The sequence below is a fragment of the Burkholderia cepacia genome (genome assembly GCF_001718835.1).
GTDB lineage: Bacteria > Pseudomonadota > Gammaproteobacteria > Burkholderiales > Burkholderiaceae > Burkholderia > Burkholderia cepacia_F.
Genome location: NZ_CP013444.1, coordinates 287,148 through 310,434 on the forward strand (window position 1 = coordinate 287,148; position 23,287 = coordinate 310,434).

A 23,287-nucleotide genomic window follows, 5' to 3' on the forward strand; every position below is an offset into this window, starting at 1 on the left:
CCTGCATTCGCGCCGATCCGCCTGGAGGTCGATCGCTTGATAATAGTTGATAACCGAGCTACCCTACGCGCATTGAGTTCAATGCCGTCGGGAGGTCGACATGATCAGTGCGGAACTGGGCCAGCAACTGGAGGCTTACGTCGCGAAGCTGGTCGAATCGGGGCGCTACGGATCCAAGAGCGAAGTGCTGCGCGAAGGCGTGCGCCTGATCCAGGATCGCGAGGCGCAACTGAATGCGCTGGACGCGGTAATCGCGCGCAGCCTGGCCGATGCGGAAGCAGGACGCGGCGCCGAGGCGGCGGAAGTCTTCGACCGTCTCGAGGCAAAGTATCGGGCGCAGGCGGATCGGCAGGCCTGATCGTCCGCTTGTCGGACGTGGCGATTGCCGAACTCGAAGCGATTGCCGATTACATTGCACGCGACAACCCGCGTGCGCGCGACAACCCGCAACGCGCCGTGACGTTCGTGCGGGAGATTCGCGACAAGTGCATGAGTCTGGCCGCGATGCCGCTGGCGTTTCCGCTGGTGCCGCGCTTCGAGCGTCACGGCGTGCGGCACCGCGTGTACGGCAACTACCAGATCTTCTATCGGGTCGTCGGTGATCCGCCGGCGCGGATCGACATTCTTCACGTGCTGCATGGTGCGCGTGACTATGCGGCCGTTCTTTTCTGAATGAGTTCGAGGGTTACCCGATATCTGGCGTGCGAAAAGGGCTTCGCCGCATGGCGTCGTGCATGCGGCAGCTTTTCGCTTGGATGTCGCACCGCCCTGTCCGTCGTTGCCACCGCAAACAAAACTGCCGTTCAGTCGCTTGACCGAACGGCATGACGGCTGCGGCCTTCTCGTTGCCGCGACAAGTTACTGATCGGGATCCAGCCCGAAGTGCATGAGCGTTTCCCGGCGACAACGCGCCTCGGCGTCGGCCATCGATATGACGCGCAACTGGCTCCTTGAGCGATCGATGCGCCCCACGTCAAATACCTTTCTTTGCGGCGGTGATGCCGGCTTGCCGGCCGGTGCGAGCATGGCATGTGCTTGGCCGTGATGGTGGCGTTCGCTCGTGATGAGCTCGCCAATGAGCTGCTTGATTTCCGAGAGACGAATGGGCCGGTTTTCGCTCGCCGCGCGACCGCGCCGCGCTGCAGGCTGCGCGATCCGGAATCCGGAAATCGGGCGGTGCTTTTTGGTCATTCGTAAATTCCCTTTTCGATCAAGTACTGTTGCAGCGCCAGCACTGACTTGCCATGCGGCGAAACGTCGAATGTCACCCACCGATGCGATCCTGCGACCCACCAGGTTCCGGTGCTGCTTTGCGACCACCTATTGCAAAAGCGCTGATCCAGGCGATCCCCAACCTATCACAGGCTCTAACGATGCGCCACAGCATCGCCGCGCCGAGTCCCGCGATCGCGTTGTCGACGAGATCGATGGTTCCGAGTTCGAGTACGGACGTGTCCGGGGTGTGAAGCACGGATACGCGATTTTCGGATCGGATCAGTATCGGGTGGGTGACGGCGAATGTCAGTCTGTCAGCACTGTCGAGATAGGCTTGACTATCCGATTCGGCCGGTGCTCCGCACAACGAAACGAGCAGTCCGTCGGAAACGTCGCCGTACACCCCAAGCAACGACGGGATGTCCAGATCGTTTCGATTGACCGTCAGCCGATCGTCGAAGTACGTCGTCTCGTACGGCAGGACATGGCTGAGATCGACACATGGGGCGGGCATGGCAGTGGGTACGGAGCGGAAAGAATCCAGCGTATCACCGCTGTTCCGGCCGACCCATTCGGCCAAACGACCACCGCGAAGGCGGGGCGGCCGAGCCTGTCGGCCCGAACACGCCCGCCTTGCGTCGTCAATGCTCCGATGCCTCCCCGAGCGTCAGATGCTTCGCCCCGGTACCCATGCGATCGGCACGGGGCGCTCAGCCGCCTAGCCCGGCCATCAGCGTGTACTTGAGTTCCACGTATTCGTCGAGGCCGTACTTCGAGCCCTCGCGGCCGAGCCCCGATTGCTTGACGCCGCCGAACGGCGCGACTTCGGTCGAGATGATCCCGTCGTTGACGCCGACCATCCCGCTTTCCAGCGCGCCCGACACGCGCCACGCGCGGCCGAGGTCGCGCGTGTAGAAATACGCGGACAGCCCGAACGGCGTGTCGTTGGCCGCGGCGACGGCCTCTTCCTCGGTCGTGAAGCGGAAGCAGCCGGCGACGGGGCCGAAGGTTTCCTCCTCGGCGATCAGCATGTCGGCCGTCATGCCGGTCAGCACGGTCGGCTCGTAGAACGTGCCGCCGAGCACGTGACGCTTGCCGCCCGTCACGACGGTCGCGCCCTTCGCGGTCGCATCGGCCACGTGCCGCTCGACCTTGCCGAGCGCCGCCTCGTTGATCAGCGGCCCCTGGTCGACCTCACCCGCGAGCGCGTTGCCGACGCGCAGCGTGCGCACGGCGTCCGCGAGCTTGCGCGTGAATGCGTCGTACACGCCGTCCTGCACGAGAAAGCGGTTCACGCACACGCAGGTCTGGCCCGTGTTGCGGAACTTCGACGCGATCGCGCCCGCCACCGCCGCATCGAGATCGGCGTCGTCGAACACGATGAACGGCGCGTTGCCGCCGAGTTCGAGCGACAGCTTCTTCAGCGTGTCGGCCGACTGCTTCGCGAGCAGCTTGCCGACCCGCGTCGAGCCCGTGAACGACAGCTTGCGCACGACGGACGAACTCGTCAGCGTCTCGCCGATCGCGACCGCGTCGCCCGACACGACGTTGAACACGCCGGCCGGCACGCCCGCGCGCTCGGCGAGCACCGCCAGCGCGAACGCCGACAGCGGCGTTTCCTCCGACGGCTTCAGCACCATCGTGCAGCCGGCCGCGAGCGCGGGGCCGGCCTTGCGCGTGATCATCGCGAGCGGGAAATTCCACGGCGTGATCGCCGCGACGACGCCGACCGGCTCGCGCGTGACGACGATCTGCGCATCGGGCTTCGGGCTCGGGATTACGTCGCCGTACATGCGCTTCGCTTCTTCCGCGAACCATTCGAGAAAGCTCGCCGCGTAAGCGACTTCGCCGCGCGCTTCCGCCAGCGGCTTGCCTTGCTCGCGCGTCAGCAGCTCGGCGAGCGCGTCGCGATGTTCGAGCATCAGCTCGCCCCAGCGCTTCACGCGTGCGCCGCGCGCCTTCGCGGTCAGTGCGCGCCACGCGGGGAACGCGTGCGCGGCCGCGGCGATCGCGTACCGCGCGGTCTCGGCGCCGCCCGTCGCGACCTGCGCGATCGTTTCGCCCGTCGCCGGATTCCGCACCGCGTAGGTCGCGCTGTGCGGCTCGTGCCATTCACCACCGATGTAATGGCCGGTCCTCAAAAATTCGTTCATCGTCTTTCCTTCGTTCAGTCGGCCGCGAAACTGCCCTGCGCCGGCCGCGACGCGCGCGCGATGCGCTTGCCGGCCGTGTAGTCGTTGATCAGGTCGCACGGCGTGTAGTTGCGCTCCAGTTCGTGCAATTCCTCTTCGGTGAGCTGCGTTTCGAGCGCGCCGAGCGCACTGTCGAACTGCGCGACGGAATCCGCGCCGACCAGCATGCTCGCGACGCCGGGGCGGCTCAGCACCCACGCCTGCGCGATCTGCGCGGGCGGCACGCCGCGGCGCTTCGCGACCTTCGCGACCGATTCCGCGATCGCGAGCGATGCGGCATCGCCGTACATCTGCGCGGTGAAGAAGTCGGTCTGGTTGCGCGTCGATTGCGGCTCGCAGGTCAGCAGGCCGCGCGCGAGCGGGCTGAACACCGACACGCCGACGCCCTGGTCGATGCAGTACGGCACCATCTCGCGCTCTTCCTCGCGATACGCGAGGTTCAGCTGCAGCTGCATGTTGATCGGCTTGTCCCAGCCGTTTCGTTCGCAGGCCTGCATGATCTTCGCGAACTGCCACGTGTACATCGTCGATACGCCGATATAGCGCGCCTTGCCCGCGCGCACGATGTCGTGCAGCGCGCTCATCGTCTCCTCGACGGGCGTGTTCACGTCGAAGAAGTGCAGCATGAAGATGTCGACGTAATCCATCCCGAGCCGCTTCAGCGAAGCGTCGATGCCGTCGAGCACGTGCTTGCGCGAATGGCCGCCCGCGTTCGGGTAGCTGCCCATGTCGTAGCCGACCTTGGTCGTCACGACGAGCTCCTCGCGGCGCGCGTTGCGCTTCAGGATGCGGCCGACCACTTCCTCGCCGACACCCGTCGAATAGAAATCGGCAAGATCGATGAAGTTCACGCCGGCATCGAGCGCGCGGCGCACGATCGGCTCGCTCTGCGCTTCGTCGAAGATCCAGGGTTTCCATTCGGGGGTGCCCATGTTCATCGTGCCGAGACACAGGCGGGACACCTTCAGGCCGGACTGGCCGAGGCGGACGTATTCCATGCTTCCTCCAGGTGCGGCCTTGTACCGGCCGCTTGTCGTCGTCAGTTTTTCTTCGGGGTGTAGAACGGGTTCGACACGTCGCGCGCGGCGGCGAATACCGCGTCGCGATGCGGCAGCCCTTCCATCGCGGCGACGATCGCGTTGCGACACGCGCGATAGTTGTTCTCGAACACGGCATCGAGATCGTTGGTCTGCGGGTTCACCCAGTTCGCCGACACGACGACCCAGTCGTTCTCCGCCTCGGGCGGCAGCGTGCCGTTCTCGAGCGCTTCGGCCACGGCCTTCGCGATGCCGGCCTGCGACGCGCCCCACGTGGCGTTGCCGTGGAAATCGCCGGCGATCTGCGCCTTGTTGACGTACAGCGTGAGCGGCTTGGTCGGCACGCCCGGCTGCGCGATCACGACGAACGGCGCATGGCCGGCCGACGGCGTCGCGAGGGCCGTGGCGAACGCCTGGCCCGCGGGGCCGTTGCGCGGGCCGACCAGCACGTTGATGTGCGCGAGGTTGACGCCGGGGCCTTCGAAGCCTTCGCCGATGTAAAGCTGCCTGGGTTGGGATGCGGTCATTGCGGTGTCTCGTCGATAGAGGGTGGAGCGATGGCGGGCGGCCGCACGGCGGTCCGTGGATCGCGGGTTCCTGATCGGGGCTGCGTGCTCGTCGTCTCCGGGAAAGCCCTGATCCGGCCGCGCAAACGCCCGCCGGCTCCGGGTTTGTCATACCCGGGCAGGGGTTGGAGGGCCGGGCGCATCCGGACAACAATCGGCGTACTCCGAGCTCTATCTTTCGTCTTCCCTACTTTTTTAGAAAGCGAGTAATTCCGATGGCTGCCATTCAAAGGCCCGATTGGTCGAAGCTCAGTTCGCTCGATCCGGAACTGATCCGCGCATTCGTCGCCGTGGTCGAGAGCGGCGGCTTCACCGCGGCGGCCCGGCAACTGCATCGCACGCAGTCGACGATCAGCCTGCGCATCCGCACGCTCGAGGAGCGGCTCGACACGCACCTGTTCATGCGCAACAGCCGGCGGCTCGAACTGTCGCGCGACGGCGAGAATTTCCTGATCCATGCGCGCCGCATCATCCAGGTGCAGAACGACGCGATCCTCGCGCTGAAGCAGGCAAGCAGCGACCGCGGGGTCGTGCGCTTCGGGCTGCCGGAGGACTACGCGGAGCTGTGGCTGCCCGACCTGCTGAAGTCGTTCTATGCGATGCGGCCCGGCGCGCGCTTTCACGTGCATTGCCGCACGTCGCTCGAACTGCTCGAACGGCTGCAGGCCGGCGAGCTCGACGTCGCGCTCGTCGTGCGGCACGGGCCGAACGCGGGCGGGCGGCTGCTCGGCCGGCACGATGTCGTGTGGGCCGCGCACCGCGATTTCGTGCTCGGCCCGCGGGCGTCGGTGCCGCTCGCGCTGTTTCCGGAGACATGCTGCTACCGGCAACGCGGGCTGCAGGCGCTCGCGACGGCCGAGCGGCCGTATCACGTCGTCTATACGAGCCAGAGCCCGACCGGCATCAAGATCGCGGTGAACCACGGCGCGGCCGTGACGATGATCGACCGCTGCACGCTGCCCGAGAACTGGCGCGTGCTCGACGCGACGGAAGGGCTGCCGCCGCTGCCGGCGGCCGACCTCGAACTGCATCGCTCGCCGGGCATCTGCGATCCGCTGACCGACGATCTGGTGTCGCTGATCGAATCGATGGTCGACGAGCGGCGGCGCGCGTCGCTCGAAGCGTTCGCGTAGCGGCGGGCGGTGCGCACCGCCGGCCTGAGCGCCGCGCCGGCGCCTATGCGTCGCCGGTCTGCCCGGTCTGACGCTGCAGGTCTTCCATCAGCTGTTCCGCGAGAAAGTCGCACGGCGGCCGCTTCGATTTCGTGCTGCGCGCGAGGATCAGTTCGAGCGGCGGCAGGTCGGGCAGCCCGTGCGCGCGGCCGAGCATCGACAGTTGCGCGGGAATCGCGCAACGCGCGAGCGGCGCGACCGCGAGGCCGGCCTCGACCATGCTGAGCAGCCCGAGCAGGCTCGGGCTTTCATAGGAGGTACGGTACGGCACCTTCGCGCGTTCGAGGCTGCGGATCGCGTTCTCGCGCGCGACGCTGCCCGGCATGAACACCGCGATCGGCAGCGGCCGCTCCTCCCACACGCGCGGCCCGTTCGTCATCGCGGCCCACGCCATCGGCTCGTGGCGGATGAAGTCGCCGGACAGCCCCTTGATGCGCGTGCCGCAGACGAGATCGACGGTGCCTTCCTTGATCAGCGGCGCGAGCGCGCTGCTCGGCAGCCCCATCACCTGGATCTCGACCTTCGGGTAGGTCGCCGAGAATTTCTTCAGCACCGACGGCAGCAGCGACGACGCATAGTCGTCGGGTACGCCGATCACGACCTTGCCGGTCACCTCCGGCCGCACCACGGCCGCCCACGCCTCGTCGCGCAGCGCCAGCATTCGTCTGGCGAATCCCAGCAGCACCTCGCCTTCGCGCGTCAGCACGATGCTGCGCGGCTTGCGCACGAACAGCGGCCGCCCGATCGCGTCTTCCAGGCTCTTGATCTGCATGCTCACGGCCGACTGCGAGCGGTTCACGGCCTCGGCGGCGCGGGTCATGTTGCCGGTTTCCGCGACGGCGACGACGGTGGCCAGCACGTCGTGATCGAGCATCTTCATGGGTATCAGGAAAACTGAACGTAACGATCAGCATTATGCGTTTTTATTGTCGTTACGTGCGTGCGATAGTGCGATCACGCAAGCGATTCCGCTGCGGCCGCCGGTGCGTCGGGCCATGCCAGGCCACGATTGCCGGCATGCCGAACCCGCGCAGTTGAACGAGGAAAACCCGGTGTATCGATGATCGACCATCCGTTGCGCGCCGCACTGGCCGCGGAATTGCATGCCCGGCCGTTCCTGCGGCTCGCCGAAGCCGTGTCGCTCACGCATTACGCGATCTATTCGGATGGCGAACCGGCGATTCACGAAACGCTGCTGCACGCGCTGTGCCGCGATACCGGCATCGCCGCGCCGCACGAAGGCGCGACGCATTACGCGGTGCAGTCGCCGAGCGGCTGGCACCTGAAGTGGGAGCGCCATACCGAATTCTCGACCTTCACGTTCGTCGCGCCGCGTCGCGACACCGGTTATTTCGACGATCTCGCGATCGAGGGCATTCCGGCCGCGTGGTTCGCGCGGCTTGCCGGCATCCGCTTCGTCGCGGTGCGCATGGAGCTGCTGACGGGCGACGCCGCGCGGCTCGTGTGCGGCGACCTGCGCCGCTGGATCGACGGGCCGATGATGGTCGGCGGCAACGTGCTCGGCGGCGGCAAGGTGTTCTGCGACTGGCATGTGCGCGACGACGGCTTCATGCGTTTTCTCGTCGTCGACGAGGATTTCCGCGAAGAGCAGGGCGGCAGGCTGCTGCAGCGCCTGCATGAAATCGAGACGTACCGGATGATGGCCCTGCTGGCGCTGCCCGTCGCGCGCCGGATGAGCCGCGAACTCGACGAGATCCACGCGGCGCTGCACGCATTGATGCAGCGGATGGACGCGAGCGGCGCCGACGGCGACGACACCGCACTGCTCGTCAAGCTCACGCACCTGGCGGTACGGGTCGAGTCGCTGTCGGGATCGGGCGCGCGCTTCAGCGCGTCGCGGGCGTACGAAAAGCTCGTGCTGGCGCGCATCCACGAGTTGCGCGAGGAACGCATCGAAGGGATGCCGACGATCGCCGAATTCATGGAACGGCGCTTTGCGCCGGCGATGGAAACCTGTCGCAGCGTATGGGCGCGCCACGAACAGATCGCCGCGCGGATCGCGCGGGCGGTCGACCTGCTGCGCACGCGCGTGAATCTCGCGCAGGAAAAGGACGTGACGCGCCTGCTGGCGGGCATGGAGCGCACCGCGCGCAACCAGCTGCATCTGCAGCACGCGGTGGAGGGGCTGTCGGTGGCCGCCATTTCGTACTACGTGCTGTCGCTCGCGACGGCAGCGTTCAAGGCGCTGCACGTGATGAACCTGCCGGTCGATCCCGAACTGGCGGAAGGCCTGCTGATCGCGCCGGTCGTGTTCGCGGTGATTCACGTCACGCGGCGCACGCGCGCGCAGCTGGCGCATGCGGATGCCGGCCGCGACGGCGAGCCGGCGCGACCAGCGAAAATGAAGCAAGTGGTTTAGAACATCAACGAAAACTTAAGGAGTGGAGATGACTTTTTCGCAAATGCAACCCGGGTTCTTCTCGAGCATCGACGATTTTGCCGAGCCCGTGTGGGACGACGCAGGCAATGCGGACAACGGGGACGACGCGCGCGCGACGTCGTATCAGGCCGTGCTGCAGGAGCCGATGACGTCGCTCGTCGGCGGCACGACCGATCGACCGGACGTTGCGACGGCCGCGATCCTCGGCTACAACTGACCTGCATCGCCGGCGCGGCAAGCGGACGACCCGGGGCGGTGCAAATCGGGCAGAATGGCGCGGCAGTTTCCGAGGGGGCCGGATCAACCGGCCCGACATTCTTTCGCCGATAAATACATTGACATGACCGCTCCATCAGACGTTGCAATCCAGTTGGCCGCTGTCGGACAGCCGACGGCCCGAGACCTGATCAGCCGCAAGCTCAACGAATACAACGACGCGATTACCGGCCAGCCCGACAACACGGCGCTCGACGTGTACGTGACCGACCCGAAGACGGGGGAGACCCTCGGCGGGCTGGTCGGCCGGACCTCGCTGGGGCTGTTCTTCATCGACCTGTTGTACCTGCCCGAATCCCTGCGCAAGGACGGCCTCGGCAGCAAGCTGCTGCATGCGGCGGAAGCCGAGGCGAAGCAGCGCGGCTGCGCGCGCGCGGTGCTCTACACGATCACGTTCCAGGCGCCCGCGTTCTACGAGAAGCACGGCTACCGCGCATTCGGCGAAGTGCCGTGCCAGCCGGCCGGGGCCGCGCGCGTGTTCATGGTCAAGGAACTCTGAGCGTCGACGGCCGAGCGGGATCGCAGCGTCCGGTCGGCCCGTCGCATCCTTGCGGGAAGCGCCGGCGCGCCGCGTCAGCCGGGCGTCGCTTCCCGCACGCTGATCCAGCCCGACACGACGCCCGCACGCGGATTGCGGTACTGCACCTTCAGCCAGCGATTGTCGGCGCTGACATCGATCATTTCCAGCGTGTCGCCCGCGACGACATAGCGGCGCGTGGGCGCATCGGTCATCGCATCGTGCAGCGGCAGCCGCGCCACCCGCACCTTGAACGCGACGGTGCCGCCGCCATAGGCGTCGGGGCGGCGCGCGATCCGGCGGCCGCGCGCGTCGTAGGTCGTGAGCATCGACGCGGGCCCCACGTCGGGCGCATCGTCGAGCAGCGCGCTCACGTCGTCCGGCATCGCCTCGCTGGCCTGATGGAGATACAGCCGGCCGTCGCCGTCGTAGCGATAGGCGTCGGTGTACCAGAGCGGACCGCTGCGACAGGAGCTGTACAGCGTACGCTCCATCGGCTTCGGGACGACGTCGGTCAGTTCGCCGCACTGGCCGTGCGGCCGGTCGCCGGCCGGCATGCGCAGCGGCTCGAAACGCCGGCGGGCCGCGTCGTACAGGTAGATCCGGTAGCTGAAGTTGACCATGCCGCTCGGCGCGGTGACCGCAAGGTCCTGATGGCCGTCGAAGTTGTAGTCGGCAGTGTCGAAATCGTAGCGTCCTTCTTCGCCGGTGACGCCGATGTCCAGCGTCTGCGTGTTGCCGCGCGGCAGGAAGCGGACGGTGAAATGCTTGCCGTCGGCGTGCTCGATGCGCGCGGTCACGTCGCGGTCGACCTTGAACGTCAGCAGCGGCTCGGCGGCATGCGCGGCGGCGGGCAGCGTGCAACAGGCGAAGCTGGCCGCGGCGAGGCGCAGGGACAGTCGGGGCGGAACGGGGCGCTTCATCTGTTGCTCCGAGAAGTACGAGCGGGTCGGGAGTCGCGCGTCGGTGCAGCATGTGCTGGCGGCGGACTAGGTTTCGTTTCGTGCTCGCCCGATGGACGACCTTCCAGATAACGGCTCGGCGTATCGCCCAGGATGCGGCGAAACGCCGACGTGAACGCGCTGGCGCTCGCGTACCCGAGATCGAGCGCAACGCGCGTGACCGGCTGCCCGTCGCTCAGGCGCGAGACCGCCGCGAGCAGGCAGACCTGCTGCCGCCATGCGGCGAAGCTCACGCCGGTCTGCGCGCGGAAGCGCCGCGTGAAGGTGCGCCTGCTCATCCCGGCGTCGGCCGCCACGGTGTCGAGATCGATCGCGATCGACGGCGCTTCGAACAGTTGCCGGCACACGCTTGCCAGCCGCGGATCGTCCGGCAACGGCGCATGCAGCGACAGGCGCGGCATCGTCGCGATTTCCGCGACCAGCAGCGCCATCAGCTTGCCCGCGCGTCCGTCGACGTCGTACAGAGCCGGCAGGTCGATCGCATCGTCGATCAGTTGCCGCAGCAACGGCGACACGCCGTACACGCAGCAATGGTCGGGCAGCCCCGCCGCATGCGCCGCGTCGCCCGACACGAAGGTATTGAGCATCGTGACCGGGCCGCTCATCGTCATTTCATGCTCGACGCCGGCCGGGACCCAGCACGCCCGCTGCGGCGGCACGAGCCAGCGGCCCTGCGGGGTGGCGATGCTGATTGCGCCGCGCGAAGCAAACGCGAACTGCCCGCGTCGATGCGCGTGCGGCGGAAACGTCAGGCCGGCCGGATAGTCGTTCACGGTCACCACCACGCTGCGCGGGATGTTCTCGTAAGGGTCGAGCAGGGTATTTCGCATGGCCCGGATTCTATAGCGAATGGCCCGGCGTCGAAGGCGGGCCATGGTCGACCGGCCTACGATCCGTTTCATGCGTGGCGCGACGGCGCAGTCGAACAAGTCGCCGGACGCCTGATCGTGATTCTTCCGGAGTCGATATGCCCAAACCCTTTCATCGCGTGGGACATGGCCCGCACGCTGTTCTCGTGCTGCACGGCTGGTTCGGTGACGCGCGCTCGTTCGAGCCGATCGAAGCATGGCTCTCACAGGACAAGTTCTCCTACGTATTCGTCGATTATCGAGGCTACGGCGAAAGGCGCGACACGCGCGGCGCCTACACGATCGACGAGATCGCCGCCGACGCGCTTGCGCTCGCGGATGCGCTCGGCTTTCGCACGTTCAGCCTCGTCGGTCATTCGATGGGCGGCATGGCGATCGAGAAGATCGCCGCATGCGCGCCCGAGCGCGTGCGTGCGCTGGTGCCGGTCGCGCCTGTTCCGTGCGGCGGCATCGCGTTCGATGCCGCAAGGCGCGCGCTGTTCGAAGGCGCCGCCGGGCATCCGGGCAACCGGCGGGCCATCATCGATCGCAGCACCGGCGGCCGGCTGCCGTCGTCGTGGGTCGAATGGAAAGCGGCGTATTCGGCATCGCATTCGTCGCCGGAAGCGTTCGCCGCCTACTTTCACGCATGGGCCGATACGGACTTCAGCGACGAGATCGCCGGGCGGCACCCGGTGAAGGTGCTGGTAGGCGAGCATGATCCGACGTTCAACGCGGCGCTGATGGCCAGGACCTATCTGCGGCGGTATCCTCTTGCCACGGTCGACGTACTGGCGAACGCCGGCCACTATCCGATGAACGAAACCCCGCTCGCGCTGGTGGCGGCGATCGAGTCGTTTCTACTCGCGGTGGACGGGGCCCCGGACGTTTCGACATGCCCGCTTGACTCGCGCCGGTTCCCGACCAAATTCAATCGATAACTCGCGAGTGATGAATCCGGCACGCCGAACGAACATGACGTGTACTTTGGAACGCTTGCCGAAGGAGAAACGCAAATGACGAAAAGCGAGTCGCAGCACGAGAACGTCCAGTCGCCTTCGCAACTGATCGACGCGAGAATCGAGGAACTGGGCGACTGGCGCGGCGAAATGCTCGGCCGGCTCCGGGCGCTCGTCAAGGAGGCCGATCCCGACGTCGTCGAGGAGTGGAAGTGGCGCGGGGTGCCGGTGTGGTCGGATGCGGGCATCCTCTGCACCGGCGAGACCTACAAGAGCGTCGTGAAGATGACCTTCGCGAAAGGGGCGGCGCTGCCGGACCCCGCCGGCCTGTTCAATGCCAGTCTCGAAGGGAACACGCGGCGCGCGATCGATTTCCACGAAGGCGAAACGATCAACGAACGCGCGTTGAAGACGCTCGTGCGCGATGCGGTGGCGCTGAACCGGTCGAAGGCCAGGCGCTGAGCCGCATCGTCCCGGCCGCACGCGCGGTCAGAAGCGGTAGTTGACCGACGCGAGCGTATTGAGCTCGGTCCTGCGCTCGGTGATCGGGCTCGACGCGGCATGGTGCTGCAAGCGCCCGAGCGTCACCGCGACCGAGCCGACCCAGTGCTTCGAGAAGTCGTAGCTGACGTAGCCGTTCAGATGCACGTCGCGGATGCCCGCGCCGGTGTTGTAGGCGGGCAGCCCCGACGCGGCGCTCTGCTGGTTCGACACGCCGAAGAACGTGCGCGTATGGACGGCGTCCGCCCACGTGAAGCCGGGCCCGGCGGAGAACAGCCAGCCGCCTGCGGGCAGCGACGCGTAGAGATCGGTGAGCACGGTCTTGCCCTGATGGTGTCCGGCGATGTCCTGATACATCGCGACGGAGCCCGTGAACATCCAGACCGTGTAATCGGCGAAGAGCTTCAGCTTCGGGCCGGCGTTCACGTTGCCGAGCCCGTGCAGGCGCGGATCGTCGCTCTCGTGGCGCGACACGAAATCGAGCGTGAGGGCTGCGCCGACGTGATAGTCGTCGCCGCGCAGCACGTTCACGCCCAGCACGTCGGGGCCTTGCGAGAAGATGCGGTCGTCGTAGGAAATGTCGAGCGCGGGATAGGGGAACGCGCGCAGGTCCCGCGAGCCCGGGTATCGCGGCGAGACGAACAGGCCCGGCCCGAACGCGATCTTCCATTTGCCGGCGGGCTGGACGGCCGCGTCGGCAGCGGTTGCGGCGGATGCGGCGTCGGCGGCCGATGCGTCGAGCGCGCAGACGGTCAGCGACAATCCCGCCGCCAGCAGCGCGGCCCGCTTTGCGGTGAGGAACGCAGGAAGCTTCATCACGACGTCCGCCCGTTGCCCAGTGTCGCCAGCTGCCGCAGGCGGCGCGCCAGCGCCTTCGAGACGACCGGCTTGGCGCCGGCGTCGCCCGTGCGGCTTGCCATTTCGCTTTCGCGCAGGAACAGCGCGGTTTCCCGCGCGACGATTTCGCGTTCGTTGTCGGAAGTGATCATGTGATACGAGTCGTCGAGCCAGATGGTTCGCAGGAAGCCGGCCCCGATCGACGAAGCGATGAAGCGCGCATTGCGCGGGCTCGACGTTTCATCGTCGATGGCATGGATGATCAGGCAGTCGTTGCGGATCGCGCGCACCTTCGGGCGCACGCAAGCCGCGAGCCGGCTGGCCTCGTGCAGGGCGGGGAGCGAGATCGTCGACGGACCGATTTCGCTGAAGTCGTCGCGGCTCATCGCGCGCGCGATCTTCGCGCGCAGCGCCTCGTTGCGCAGGCCGTAGGGCGCCGATTCGCGATACCGGTAGCGGTGGCGCATCGGCGAGTAATACGCCCAGTTCAGCAGGAAGCGATACCACGGAATCGCCCAGCCGTCGTACGCGAGGGTGAGCGACAGCAGCGCAACGGCCTGCGCCTGTGGACGGCGATGCGCGAGCGCGAGCGCAAGCGTCGCGCCGATCGACAGCCCGCAGATCGACACGCGTTCGTAGCGTGCGGCGAGCGCGTCGTATTCGCGCGTCGCGGCGTCGAGCCATTGCTCCATCGCCTGTTCCGGCGTGCCGGCGCTGTAGCCGTCCAGCACCGGCGCGCACGTCGTGAAGCCCTCGTCGTTCAGGAAGCGCGCGAGATAGCGGAATTCCAGCGGCGAGCTGGACAGCCCGTGCAGCATCAGCACGGCGTGGCCGTCGCCTTCGTTGAACACCGTTCTGGCGGAGATTGACATGTGTAAACAGACCCTGGCGTCAGTCGTCGATGCGCAGCACGAGGAAATCGCCCGCGTGCGTCGTGAAGCGTTCGCAGACGCAGTCGGCGAAGCGCCTGGCGCCGTCGCCCGCCGCGTCGCCCGCCGCGCGCGTGGCGGGCGTGCCGGACCGGCGCAGCCGCACGCGGTGCCGGCCGGCCGAGAGGGTCTTCGACAGGCGGCGGAGATCGTCCGGGTCGACGTCGTCGAAGCGGGGGCCGGGCGCGATTTCCGCCGGCGGTGGCAGCGCGGCATGGGCGCCGCTCGCCGGGCCGCTCGTGCCGCCGCTCCATGCGGGGTTGTGTTCGAGCGCCTGCATCAGCACGAAGGTCCGGTGGTACTGCGACAGGTGATGCAGCAGCCGGTGCGTTTCATCGATCGCGCGGCGCGCGAGCAAGCGCTCGTTGTCGTGGCGCAGCAGCATCTCGTAGCGCGACTGCGCGACGGACGCGATCAGTTCCGCGCGGAATTGCGCGCGCCTCAGGCGCTCGATCAGCGTAATCAGCACGAGCGCGACCAGCGGGTACGAGACGACGAACAGGATGTCGGAGCGATCGATGACGTCGAACACGCCATAAGGCGGCACGAACAGGTAGTCGGCGATGCACAGGCCGGCCAGCATCACGGTCAGCGCGGGCGCGAGGCCGAAGTAGTACTCGATCAGCACGGCGGCGATGCTGAAAGCGGTGCCCGGCATGACGGGACCGAGCAGCGGGTGCAACAGGAGGCGCGCACCGCTCGCCAGGCCCAGCGCGGCGAGTGCGGCAACCCATCGCCGTGGCCCGCGTGGCGCCCAGCGGCGGGCGTTCTGGATCTGCATGAGTCTGGAGTTCGCCGGCGGACCGGGCGTGATTTATCTGGGGCCGAAAACGGCCGGCGTAGCGAGGCGTGCGCGCGAGTCATGAGCGACCCACGGCACGAGTGGGCCGAACGATAGCACATGTAATTTCTCGTAGTAATTGGCGGCGCCGGGTTTCGGCGCGGCGATCGACGAAGGAATGGCGCGGGGCCCGCTGCCGTCGGGCCGAGCCGGTCGCGAAGGCTTTCCGGCGACCCGGGGCATCCGCCATGCGGCGGTCCGTCCGATCGGATCGGAAACATTACATCCATCCATCCTTCGCTTACCAAAAACTGTCACCAAGCACCGCTAAGCTTTCGCCACCCTCACAACCGGACCCTCCGTCATGCGTGCTCCGATTCCCGTGTCTGCCCTCCTGTTGCTCCTGCCCGCCCTTGCCGCCGCGCCGGCGCTCGCGGCCACCGCCGCGCCCGTCAGCGCGAACTGCGGCGGCAGCACGACGCCGATCGCCGATATCCAGGGGCCGGGCGCGCCGTCGCCGCTCGCCGGCCAGAACGTGTCGATCGAAGCGGTCGTCACTGCCGATTTCGGCGGCGCGGACGGCTTCGGCGGCTTCTTCGTCCAGCAGGCCGATGCGCAGCGCCGCAACCAGCCTGGCGTGTCCGAGGGCCTGTTCGTCTATGCGCCGAAAGTGCGGGCGAAGGCGGGCGATCTCGTGCACGTGACGGGCAAGGTCGAGGAGAAGTACGGGCAGACGCAGCTCACGCAGTCGGGCGCGATCGCGGTGTGCGCGAACGGCCAGACCGTCACGCCCGCGACGCTCACGCTGCCGGTCGACAGCCCGAACGCGTTCGCCGCATACGAAGGGATGCGGGTGCGCCTGCCGCAGACGCTGAACGTCACCGACAACTACGAACTCGGCCGCTACGGCAGCGTGCTGCTCAGCAACGGCCGCCTGCGCACGCCGACGAGCGTCGTGCCGCCCGCGCAGGCACAGGCGCAGATCGATGCGAACGCACGCAACCGTCTCGTCCTCGACGACGGCTCGAACAAGCAGAACCCCGCGACCGTGCCGTATCCGGCGCCGGGCCTGTCGGCCGCGAACACGCTGCGTGCGGGTTACACGGTGCGCGACGTCGAAGGCGTGCTCGAAGTGCGTTACGGTGCATGGCGCGTGCAGCCGCTGCCCGGCGCGGCCGTGCCGGCATTCGACGCGCGCACGAACCCGCGCACCAACGCACCCGCGCGCGATCCGAAATCGAACCTGCGCGTCGCGTCGTTCAACGTCCTCAACTACTTCAACGGCAACGGGCTCGGAGGCGGCTTCGACGATCCGAACAACCGCGGCGCGAAAACCTTCCAGGAATTCCAGCGCCAGGAGGCGAAGATCGTCAGCGCGCTGAAGGCGATCGACGCCGACGTGATCGGCCTGATGGAAATCCAGAACAACGGCTACGGCGAACTGAGCGCGGTGCGCCAGCTCGCGGCGAAGCTCGGCAACCACTGGCGCGTGGTCGATCCGGGCGTGTCGCGCCTCGGCGGCGACGCGATCGCGGTCGCGATGATCTACGACAGCCGCAAGGTCGAACCGGTCGGCCGCGCGGCCACGCTCGCGATCGACGACAAGAACCGCCAGCCGCTCGCGCAGTCGTTCCGGCTGGTCGGCGGCAACAAGCAGTCGCTGACGGTCGCGGTCAACCACCTGAAGTCGAAGAACTGCCCGGACGCCACGAACGACGATCTCGACCAGGGTGACGGCCAGGGCTGCTGGAACCCGACGCGCACGCGCGCGGCGGCGAAGGTGGCCGACTGGCTCGCCGGCAATCCGACGGGCGTCGCGGGCCAGGGCGTGCTGCTGATCGGCGACTTCAACAGCTACACGTACGAAGACCCGATCCGCACGCTCGAATCGCGCGGCTACCGCAACCTCGTCGCGCGCTGGATCGGCGCGAACGCGTACAGCTACGTGTACAACGGCGAAGCCGGCTATCTCGATCACGCGCTCGCGACGCTGCCGCTCGCGTCGCATGTGAAGGCCGTGCACGAATGGCACATCAACGCGGACGAGCCGCTCGCGCTGCAGTACACGCTCGCCTACAAGAGCGCCGAGCAGCAACGGACCTGGTACGCGCCGGATGCGTATCGTTCGTCGGATCACGACCCGGTGCTGATCGATATCGCGCTGCCGGGCGGCCGCTGATCGCCGGCCGGGGGGCTTCGCCGCGCGGCATGCACGCCATGCCGCGCGGCGTGGCGAGTGAAGAACGGTTCAGGCCGTGGCCGGAACGGGAAAGCGCAGGATGAAGGTCGTGCCGGCGTCGTCGCTCACCGCCTCGACCTTGCCGCGATGCAGCTCCATGATCGATTTCACGATCGCGAGCCCGAGGCCCGCATTTCTGGACGATCCGTGCCGCGACGAATCGATGCGGTAGAAGCGCTCGAAGATGCGGTCGATGTGCTCCGGCGCGATCGGGCGTCCGCGATTCGTCACCTTGACGACGGAAAACCCCGCGGACGATAGCGCGGCCAGTTCGATCGTCGAGCCGGCCAGCGCATGTTCGAGCGCGTTCGACGCGAGATTGCTGACGGCGCGGCGAAACAACGAGGGATCTGCCGCCACCCGCGCGTCGCCTTCGACCACGATGCTGATGTCCTTTTCGTCGGCGATGCCCTGGAAGTACGACGCCAGCCGGCCCAGCTCGTTCGCCGCGTCGAGGTCCGACAGCTTAAGGTGCTGTTGCGCGTTGTCGGTGCGCGCGAGAAACAGCATGTTCTCGATCATCCGCTGCAGCCGTTCGCATTCCTCGATGTTCGAATCGATCAGCGCTTCGTATTCCTCGGTCGTGCGCGCGCGCGACAGCGTGACCTGCGACGAACTGATCACGTTGGCGAGCGGCGTGCGCATGTCGTGCGCGAGATCGGACGAGAACTGGGAGAGCCGCACGAACGCGCGTTCGAGGCGGTCGAGCATGCGATTCACGGAGACGGCGAGTTCACGCAGCTCGACCGGGCCGCCGCGCGCGTCGAGCCGCGCGTTCAGGTTGTGCGCCTCGATGCGTGACGTCTGCCGGCCGAGGCTCTTGACCGGGCGCAGCCCGCGGCGCGCAACCGCATAGCCGAGCGCGCCGACGAGGATCGCGCCGACGGCAACCGCGAGCCAGATGTCGACGCGATAGCTTTCGAGCAGCGACTGGCGATCGGCCGCCGTGCGTGCCAGCGCGACCTGGATCGCATCGCCGGACGGCAGCGTCGCTTCGGCGACGATGCAGCGGGACGGCCCGATGCCGTCGGGCGAGCAGCTAAACGGCCGGCGGCCCGGATGCCGGCCGGTGACGAGCGCGTCGAGCTTCACGTCCGGCTTGTCGGTGTGCTCGACCAGCAGCGTGTTGCGGCTGTCGTAGATGCCGAGATAGACGCCCGGATGCGACAGCAGCACTTCGTGAACGATGGCCGGGTTCGTGCGGACGGCCTCGGTCGAGCCGCTCGCATGCGCAAGCTGCAGGAACTGGTTGAGCTTGCCGGAGATCTCGATGTCGTCGCGCCGCGTCAGCTCGGCGGACAGCGAGCGATACAGGTACGCGCCGGTCAGCGCGAACACGAGCGCGGCGACGACGGCGAACGCCAGCGTCAGGCGCCGGAGCAGCGAGTACGGTGCGGGGCCGTCGGTCACGAACGATCCTCGAGCACGTAGCCCATTCCGCGGATCGTGTGGATCAGCTTCTTCTCGTAGGCGTTGTCGATTTTCGCGCGCAGGCGCTTGATCGCCGCATCGACGACGTTCGTGTCGCTGTCGAAATTCATGTCCCAGATCTGCGACGTGATGAAGGTGCGCGTCAGCACTTCGCCTTCGCGTTCCGCGAGCAGTTGCAGCAGCGCGAATTCCTGCGCGGTCAGGTCGATGCGGGTGTCGGCGCGCTTCACGCGCCGCCTGATGAGGTCGACTTCGAGATCGGCGACATGCAGGATGTCGCGCACGTTGCGCGGCGCGCGCCGCAGCAGCGAGCGGATACGCGCGAGAAACTCGGCATACGCGAACGGCTTGAGCAGGTAGTCGTCCGCGCCCAATTCAAGGCCGGTCACCTTGTCCTCGATCGCCTCGCGCGCCGTGAGCAGCAGCACCGGCGTCTGCTTCTGCGCGCGCAGGCGCCGGAGCACCTCGAAGCCATCCATTTCCGGCAGCATCACGTCGAGCACGATCAGGTCGAAGCTTTCGTGCAGCGCAAGGAACAGCCCGTCCTTGCCGGTTTCCGCGACGTCGACCGTGTAACTCGCCTCCATCAACCCTTTCCGGAGGTACGACGCCATCTTGGGTTCGTCTTCGACTATCAGTATCCGCATTGCTGAGTGGGTCGTGCTGTCTGTAGTGAGGCGGGTCGGTCCAGGGTCCGAGCTTGGGGCGGCGCGGACGCGCCGGGCATGACGGCTGGATGACAATTTTTTCATGAAGCGCCGGCCGTCGACGGTCCGGACAACGCGCCTGCATGACATTTCGGTCATTTTATGGCCATGCCGGCGTCATGCGCGCGGCGCTAAGCTGCGGCCCACGTTCTGTCCTGACACACTCGATTGCCGCTTCCATGTCGTACTGGCGCACATTCTTCATCGTCGTCTTGCTGGCGCTGAGCCTTCCGGTTCAGTCGTTTGCGGCCGTCTCGACGCAATGCGCCGCCGCGCAGGACGATGCGCCCCGGTACCTGCAACAGGCCGCGCCAGCATACCACCGCGACATGCAACGCATGGCGCGTGCGGACGGCGCGCATCACCCTCGACATCACGACGGCGCGCACCACGCGCATGCGTGTTCGACCTGTGCATCCTGCTGCATCGGCACGGGATTGCCGGCGATGCCTGCCGCGGCCGTTGCACCGGCCGCCGCTCGCGCCGCCCGCCCCATTCCGCCTCCCGTCGGCGTCGCGTCGTTCCTGACCGACGGCATCGAGCGACCGCCTCGCCGCTTTCCCGTCTAGTTCGCCGTCGCGGTCGATGAACCGCGCTACGCCTTCGACCTGGTGCGCCGATACGCGCCTGCCAGCTGATTCATGACGAGAACACGTATGCGACTAATCTCTGCAGCGCTGCTCGGCGCGGCGGCTACCTTGCCGTCGCTCGCGCATGCCGCAACAACGATGCCTGACCCCACGGACGCGACGGCCCCGGTGCCGGCGATGACCGTTCCCTCTGCGTTCGACGGCTATCAGCCTTACCGCGACGGCGACGGGCCGACGTGGCTGCAATTGAACAAGGCCGTCCTCGACAAACCGGCCAAAGGCGGCATGAAGCGCGGCGGCGCGCCGGCCCAACCGGCCGGCGGCCATTCGAACCACGCGAAGCACGAGGAAACCGCCAAATGATGCGACGATTCCTTACCGCTCGAATGGGAGCGGGCATCGCGGTGATGGCGTTGCTCGCGGGCTGCACCACGTTCTCCAGGGACGGCGGTTTCGATACGGTGTCCACCGCCGCCAGGGAGCGGCTCGGCAAGGACGCGATCGTCGTCAGGACGGAAGACGACCGGAATGTCGCGGCAAAACGCACGCAGGAACTGCTCGCCAAGCCGCTCACGATGGACGATGCCGTGCAGGTCGCGCTGCTGAACAATCGCGGCCTTCAGGCATCCTATGCGGAACTGGGCCTGTCCGAAGCCGACCTGGTGCAGGCCGGCCGCCTCCCGAACCCTGGGTTCACGTTCAGCCGGACCCGCGCGGGAAACGGCGACCTGAGCATCGGCCGCACGTTTTCGGCGAACGTGCTCGGTCTCCTGACGTTGCCGTTCGCCGCGCGCATCGAAGGGCGCCGCTTCGAGCAGACCAAGCTCGAGACGGCGGACGCCATGCTCAAGGTCGCCGCCGACGCGCGTCGCGCGTACGTCAACGCGGTGGCGGCCGAGCAGGCCGCCAGGTACGCGGAGCAGGTGAAGGATTCCGCGGACGCCGGCGCCGAACTGGCGTCGCGCATGCGTCAGGCGGGCAACTTCAGCAAGCTCGACCATGCGCGCGAGCAGGCGTTCCACGCCGATGCGGTCGCGCAGCACGCGAAGGCGCGCCAGCAGGCCGTGGCCGCGCGCGAGAAGCTCACGCGCGCGATGGGCGTGTGGGGGGCCGGCACGCAATACGCGCTGCCCGAGCGCTTGCCGGACCTGCCGACGGCGCGCCCGGATCTTCAGGACCTCGAAAGCTACGCGATGCAGAACCGCCTCGACATCCAGGCCGCGAAGCTGCAGACGCGGGGCGTCGCGTCGTCGCTGGGGCTCACCAAGGCGACGCGCTTCATCAACGCGCTCGATGTCGGGTATCTGAACGACTACGAGACCGGCAAGGGTCACGAGCACGGCTTCGAGATCAGCGTCGAGATTCCGCTGTTCGACTGGGGCGGCGCGAAGGTCGCGCGAGCGGAGGCCGTGTACATGCAGTCGGCGAACCAGCTCGCGCGCACCGCGATCGATGCGCGTTCCGACGTGCGCGAATCGTATGCGGCCTACCTGACGAGCTACGACGTCGCCACCCACTATCGCGACGAAGTCGTGCCGCTGCGCAAGACGATCTCGGACGAGCTGCTGCTGCGCTACAACGGGATGCTCGCGAGCGTGTTCGAGCTGCTGGCCGATGCACGCGAACAGGTCGGCGCGGTGAACGGCTACATCGACGCGCTGAAGGACTATTGGCTTGCCGAAACCGACCTCCAGCAGGCGGTCGGCGGCCATCTGCCCCGCGCGGGCGCAGCGCAGCCCGCTTCGGCTCCCACGGCACAACCGGCGCCGGCAACGCATCCGGAAGGTCATTGACATGGTGTCCCGTCGACAATTTCTCAGCCACTCGGGCGCGGCGCTGCTCGGTGCGGCGATGGTCAGCAAGGCCGGCGCCGCGTCGTTGCCCGACGCGCCCACGATGGCGAAAACCGGCACGCAGCCGCCGCTCGTGCCGCCGAACGGCCGGCCGTACACGCCCGTCGCGACGCTGAACGGCTGGACGCTGCCGTGGCGGATGAAGAACGGCTGGAAGGAGTTTCACCTGACGGCCGAGCCCGTCGTGCGCGAGATGGCGCCCGGCATGAACGCGAATCTGTGGGGCTACAACGGCCAGTCGCCCGGTCCGACGATCGAGGCCGTCGAAGGCGACAAGGTGCGCATCTTCGTGACCAACCGGCTGCCCGAGCACACGACGATCCACTGGCACGGGCTGCGGCTGCCGAACGGGATGGATGGCGTCGGCGGCCTCACGCAGCCGCATATCCCGCCCGGCAGGACCTTCGTCTACGAGTTCCAGCTGGAAGCGCACGGCACGTTCATGTATCACCCGCACGCCGACGAGATGGTGCAGATGGCGATGGGGATGATGGGCATGTTCATCGTGCACCCGAAGGATCGCGGCACGATGCCGGTCGATCGCGACTTCGTGTTCCTGCTCGCCGCGTACGACATCGATCCCGGCAGCTACACGCCGCGCGTGAACGAGATGACCGACTTCAACATGTGGACGTTCAACTCGCGCGTGTTCCCGGGCATCGATCCGCTGCCGGTGCGCGCGGGCGACCGCGTGCGGATTCGTTTCGGCAACCTGACGATGACGAACCATCCGATTCACCTGCACGGCTACAGCTTCGAAGTCGCGGGCACCGACGGCGGCTGGATTCCACCGGCGGCGCGCTGGCCGGAAGTGACGGCCGATGTCGCGGTGGGCCAGATGCGCGCGATCGAGTTCACGGCCGATCGCCCGGGCGACTGGGCATTCCACTGCCACAAGTCGCATCACACGATGAATGCGATGGGCCACCAGGTGCCGAACCTGATCGGCGTGCCGCAGCAGGATCTCGCGAGGAAGATCGGCAAGCTCGTGCCCGACTACATGGCGATGGGCAGCACGGGCGGCGCGATGGGCGGCATGGAGATGCCGCTGCCCGACAACACGCTGCCGATGATGACGGGTACCGGCCCGTTCGGGCCGCTGGAGATGGGCGGCATGTTCACGGTCTGCAAGGTGCGGCAGGGGCTCGGCCGCAACGACTATCGCGATCCGGGCTGGTTCCGGCATCCGAAGGGCACCGTCGCGTACGAGTACACCGGCGAACTGCCGGACGGCTGAACGACACAACCAGGCCGGGCCTGACCCGGCCGACCGT

Annotated in this window: 27 protein-coding genes; 14 read left to right on the forward strand and 13 right to left on the reverse strand. The window is 67.4% G+C overall.

Annotated elements, in window-relative coordinates; all coding sequences use genetic code 11:
- Window positions 1–100 precede the first annotated feature (100 nt).
- Together WT26_RS21760 and WT26_RS21765 are read left to right on the forward strand one after the other, a co-directional pair.
- Window positions 101–358, forward strand: coding sequence for a type II toxin-antitoxin system ParD family antitoxin (locus tag WT26_RS21760; protein ID WP_048021519.1), 258 nt, complete (start codon window positions 101–103; stop codon window positions 356–358).
- Complete coding sequence (locus tag WT26_RS21765) at window positions 355–672, forward strand: type II toxin-antitoxin system RelE/ParE family toxin (RefSeq protein ID WP_069275106.1); 318 nt, start codon at window positions 355–357, stop codon at window positions 670–672. The genes WT26_RS21760 and WT26_RS21765 overlap by 4 nt, the downstream gene beginning before the upstream one ends.
- Window positions 673–858: 186 nt before the next feature.
- On the opposite strand, the gene WT26_RS21770 is transcribed toward WT26_RS21765, so the two are convergent.
- The 5 genes from WT26_RS21770 to fae form a co-directional block, all read right to left on the reverse strand.
- Complete coding sequence (locus WT26_RS21770; protein ID WP_059852688.1) at window positions 859–1,191, reverse strand: hypothetical protein; 333 nt, start codon at window positions 1,189–1,191, stop codon at window positions 859–861.
- Window positions 1,192–1,264: 73 nt separating this feature from the next.
- Window positions 1,265–1,795, reverse strand: a complete 531-nt coding sequence (locus tag WT26_RS21775) for a hypothetical protein (protein WP_231130507.1) — start codon at window positions 1,793–1,795, stop codon at window positions 1,265–1,267.
- 130 nt (window positions 1,796–1,925) lie between these two features.
- On the reverse strand, window positions 1,926–3,368 hold the full coding sequence (locus WT26_RS21780; protein ID WP_069273925.1) for an NAD-dependent succinate-semialdehyde dehydrogenase: 1,443 nt from the start codon (window positions 3,366–3,368) through the stop codon (window positions 1,926–1,928).
- A 14-nt stretch (window positions 3,369–3,382) separates the two neighbouring features.
- Complete coding sequence (locus tag WT26_RS21785; RefSeq protein WP_069273926.1) at window positions 3,383–4,405, reverse strand: aldo/keto reductase; 1,023 nt, start codon at window positions 4,403–4,405, stop codon at window positions 3,383–3,385.
- Window positions 4,406–4,446: 41 nt separating this feature from the next.
- On the reverse strand, window positions 4,447–4,971 hold the full coding sequence (gene fae, locus WT26_RS21790) for a formaldehyde-activating enzyme (protein ID WP_069273927.1): 525 nt from the start codon (window positions 4,969–4,971) through the stop codon (window positions 4,447–4,449).
- A gap of 254 nt (window positions 4,972–5,225) precedes the next feature.
- Here fae and WT26_RS21795 point away from each other — a divergent pair, with 254 nt between their 5' ends.
- Complete coding sequence (locus WT26_RS21795; RefSeq protein ID WP_069273928.1) at window positions 5,226–6,143, forward strand: LysR family transcriptional regulator; 918 nt, start codon at window positions 5,226–5,228, stop codon at window positions 6,141–6,143.
- Window positions 6,144–6,186: 43 nt separating this feature from the next.
- Here WT26_RS21795 and WT26_RS21800 read toward each other — a convergent pair whose 3' ends face one another.
- Window positions 6,187–7,062 carry a LysR family transcriptional regulator gene (locus tag WT26_RS21800; RefSeq protein WP_021160509.1) on the reverse strand — a complete coding sequence of 292 codons (876 nt, stop codon included), beginning with the start codon at window positions 7,060–7,062 and terminating at the stop codon, window positions 6,187–6,189.
- On the opposite strand from WT26_RS21800, the gene WT26_RS37470 reads away from it, so the two are divergent.
- From WT26_RS37470 to WT26_RS21815, 4 genes are all read left to right on the forward strand, one after another.
- Window positions 7,061–7,246 (forward strand): hypothetical protein, encoded by a 186-nt coding sequence (locus WT26_RS37470; protein WP_155774686.1) that lies wholly within the window; start codon window positions 7,061–7,063, stop codon window positions 7,244–7,246. The two genes, WT26_RS21800 and WT26_RS37470, sit on opposite strands and share 2 nt — an antisense overlap.
- The gene (locus WT26_RS21805; protein WP_069273929.1) at window positions 7,243–8,562 is read left to right on the forward strand and encodes a DUF3422 family protein; all 1,320 of its coding nucleotides are present in this window, start codon (window positions 7,243–7,245) and stop codon (window positions 8,560–8,562) included. Before WT26_RS37470 ends, WT26_RS21805 begins: the two co-directional genes overlap by 4 nt.
- Before the next feature lie 28 nt (window positions 8,563–8,590).
- On the forward strand, window positions 8,591–8,800 hold the full coding sequence (locus tag WT26_RS21810) for a hypothetical protein (RefSeq protein ID WP_069273930.1): 210 nt from the start codon (window positions 8,591–8,593) through the stop codon (window positions 8,798–8,800).
- A gap of 123 nt (window positions 8,801–8,923) precedes the next feature.
- Window positions 8,924–9,358 (forward strand): GNAT family N-acetyltransferase, encoded by a 435-nt coding sequence (locus tag WT26_RS21815; RefSeq protein ID WP_059538257.1) that lies wholly within the window; start codon window positions 8,924–8,926, stop codon window positions 9,356–9,358.
- A gap of 74 nt (window positions 9,359–9,432) precedes the next feature.
- On the opposite strand, the gene WT26_RS21820 is transcribed toward WT26_RS21815, so the two are convergent.
- Window positions 9,433–10,299: an FG-GAP repeat protein gene (locus WT26_RS21820; protein ID WP_069273931.1), complete on the reverse strand. Its 867-nt coding sequence runs from the start codon at window positions 10,297–10,299 to the stop codon at window positions 9,433–9,435.
- A complete protein-coding gene (locus tag WT26_RS21825; protein WP_196774816.1) occupies window positions 10,296–11,168 on the reverse strand; it encodes an AraC family transcriptional regulator in 873 nt (290 codons plus the stop codon). The genes WT26_RS21820 and WT26_RS21825 overlap by 4 nt, the downstream gene beginning before the upstream one ends.
- Window positions 11,169–11,305: 137 nt before the next feature.
- Between WT26_RS21825 and WT26_RS21830 the strand changes: the two genes are divergently transcribed.
- Both WT26_RS21830 and WT26_RS21835 read left to right on the forward strand, forming a co-directional pair.
- The gene (locus WT26_RS21830) at window positions 11,306–12,127 is read left to right on the forward strand and encodes an alpha/beta fold hydrolase (protein WP_080406468.1); all 822 of its coding nucleotides are present in this window, start codon (window positions 11,306–11,308) and stop codon (window positions 12,125–12,127) included.
- A 75-nt stretch (window positions 12,128–12,202) separates the two neighbouring features.
- Window positions 12,203–12,607, forward strand: a complete 405-nt coding sequence (locus WT26_RS21835) for a DUF1801 domain-containing protein (protein ID WP_059861658.1) — start codon at window positions 12,203–12,205, stop codon at window positions 12,605–12,607.
- 27 nt (window positions 12,608–12,634) lie between these two features.
- On the opposite strand, the gene WT26_RS21840 is transcribed toward WT26_RS21835, so the two are convergent.
- Genes WT26_RS21840 through WT26_RS21850 form a run of 3 tightly spaced genes read right to left on the reverse strand, consistent with a single transcriptional unit; the run spans window position 12,635 to window position 15,193 of the window.
- Window positions 12,635–13,462 (reverse strand): MipA/OmpV family protein, encoded by an 828-nt coding sequence (locus WT26_RS21840; RefSeq protein ID WP_407060633.1) that lies wholly within the window; start codon window positions 13,460–13,462, stop codon window positions 12,635–12,637.
- Window positions 13,462–14,355, reverse strand: coding sequence for an alpha/beta hydrolase (locus WT26_RS21845; protein ID WP_042587021.1), 894 nt, complete (start codon window positions 14,353–14,355; stop codon window positions 13,462–13,464). The genes WT26_RS21840 and WT26_RS21845 overlap by 1 nt, the downstream gene beginning before the upstream one ends.
- Window positions 14,356–14,374: 19 nt before the next feature.
- On the reverse strand, window positions 14,375–15,193 hold the full coding sequence (locus WT26_RS21850; RefSeq protein WP_059869695.1) for a DUF4118 domain-containing protein: 819 nt from the start codon (window positions 15,191–15,193) through the stop codon (window positions 14,375–14,377).
- A gap of 364 nt (window positions 15,194–15,557) precedes the next feature.
- Here WT26_RS21850 and WT26_RS21855 point away from each other — a divergent pair, with 364 nt between their 5' ends.
- On the forward strand, window positions 15,558–17,372 hold the full coding sequence (locus WT26_RS21855; protein WP_069273932.1) for an ExeM/NucH family extracellular endonuclease: 1,815 nt from the start codon (window positions 15,558–15,560) through the stop codon (window positions 17,370–17,372).
- A 69-nt stretch (window positions 17,373–17,441) separates the two neighbouring features.
- Here the strand turns inward: WT26_RS21855 and WT26_RS21860 are convergent, their stop codons facing one another.
- A complete protein-coding gene (locus WT26_RS21860) occupies window positions 17,442–18,842 on the reverse strand; it encodes a heavy metal sensor histidine kinase (protein ID WP_069273933.1) in 1,401 nt (466 codons plus the stop codon).
- Window positions 18,839–19,510, reverse strand: coding sequence for a heavy metal response regulator transcription factor (locus tag WT26_RS21865; protein ID WP_069273934.1), 672 nt, complete (start codon window positions 19,508–19,510; stop codon window positions 18,839–18,841). The genes WT26_RS21860 and WT26_RS21865 overlap by 4 nt, the downstream gene beginning before the upstream one ends.
- A 239-nt stretch (window positions 19,511–19,749) precedes the next feature.
- Here WT26_RS21865 and WT26_RS21870 point away from each other — a divergent pair, with 239 nt between their 5' ends.
- The 4 genes from WT26_RS21870 to WT26_RS21885 all read left to right on the forward strand — a co-directional run bounded on the left by WT26_RS21870 (window position 19,750) and on the right by WT26_RS21885 (window position 23,250).
- On the forward strand, window positions 19,750–20,139 hold the full coding sequence (locus WT26_RS21870; protein WP_069270837.1) for a DUF2946 family protein: 390 nt from the start codon (window positions 19,750–19,752) through the stop codon (window positions 20,137–20,139).
- An 87-nt stretch (window positions 20,140–20,226) separates the two neighbouring features.
- The gene (locus WT26_RS21875; protein WP_059866088.1) at window positions 20,227–20,523 is read left to right on the forward strand and encodes a hypothetical protein; all 297 of its coding nucleotides are present in this window, start codon (window positions 20,227–20,229) and stop codon (window positions 20,521–20,523) included.
- Window positions 20,520–21,953: a TolC family protein gene (locus WT26_RS21880; protein WP_069273935.1), complete on the forward strand. Its 1,434-nt coding sequence runs from the start codon at window positions 20,520–20,522 to the stop codon at window positions 21,951–21,953. The genes WT26_RS21875 and WT26_RS21880 overlap by 4 nt, the downstream gene beginning before the upstream one ends.
- 1 nt (window position 21,954) lies before the next feature.
- Window positions 21,955–23,250, forward strand: a complete 1,296-nt coding sequence (locus WT26_RS21885; RefSeq protein WP_069273936.1) for a multicopper oxidase family protein — start codon at window positions 21,955–21,957, stop codon at window positions 23,248–23,250.
- Window positions 23,251–23,287 lie beyond the last annotated feature (37 nt).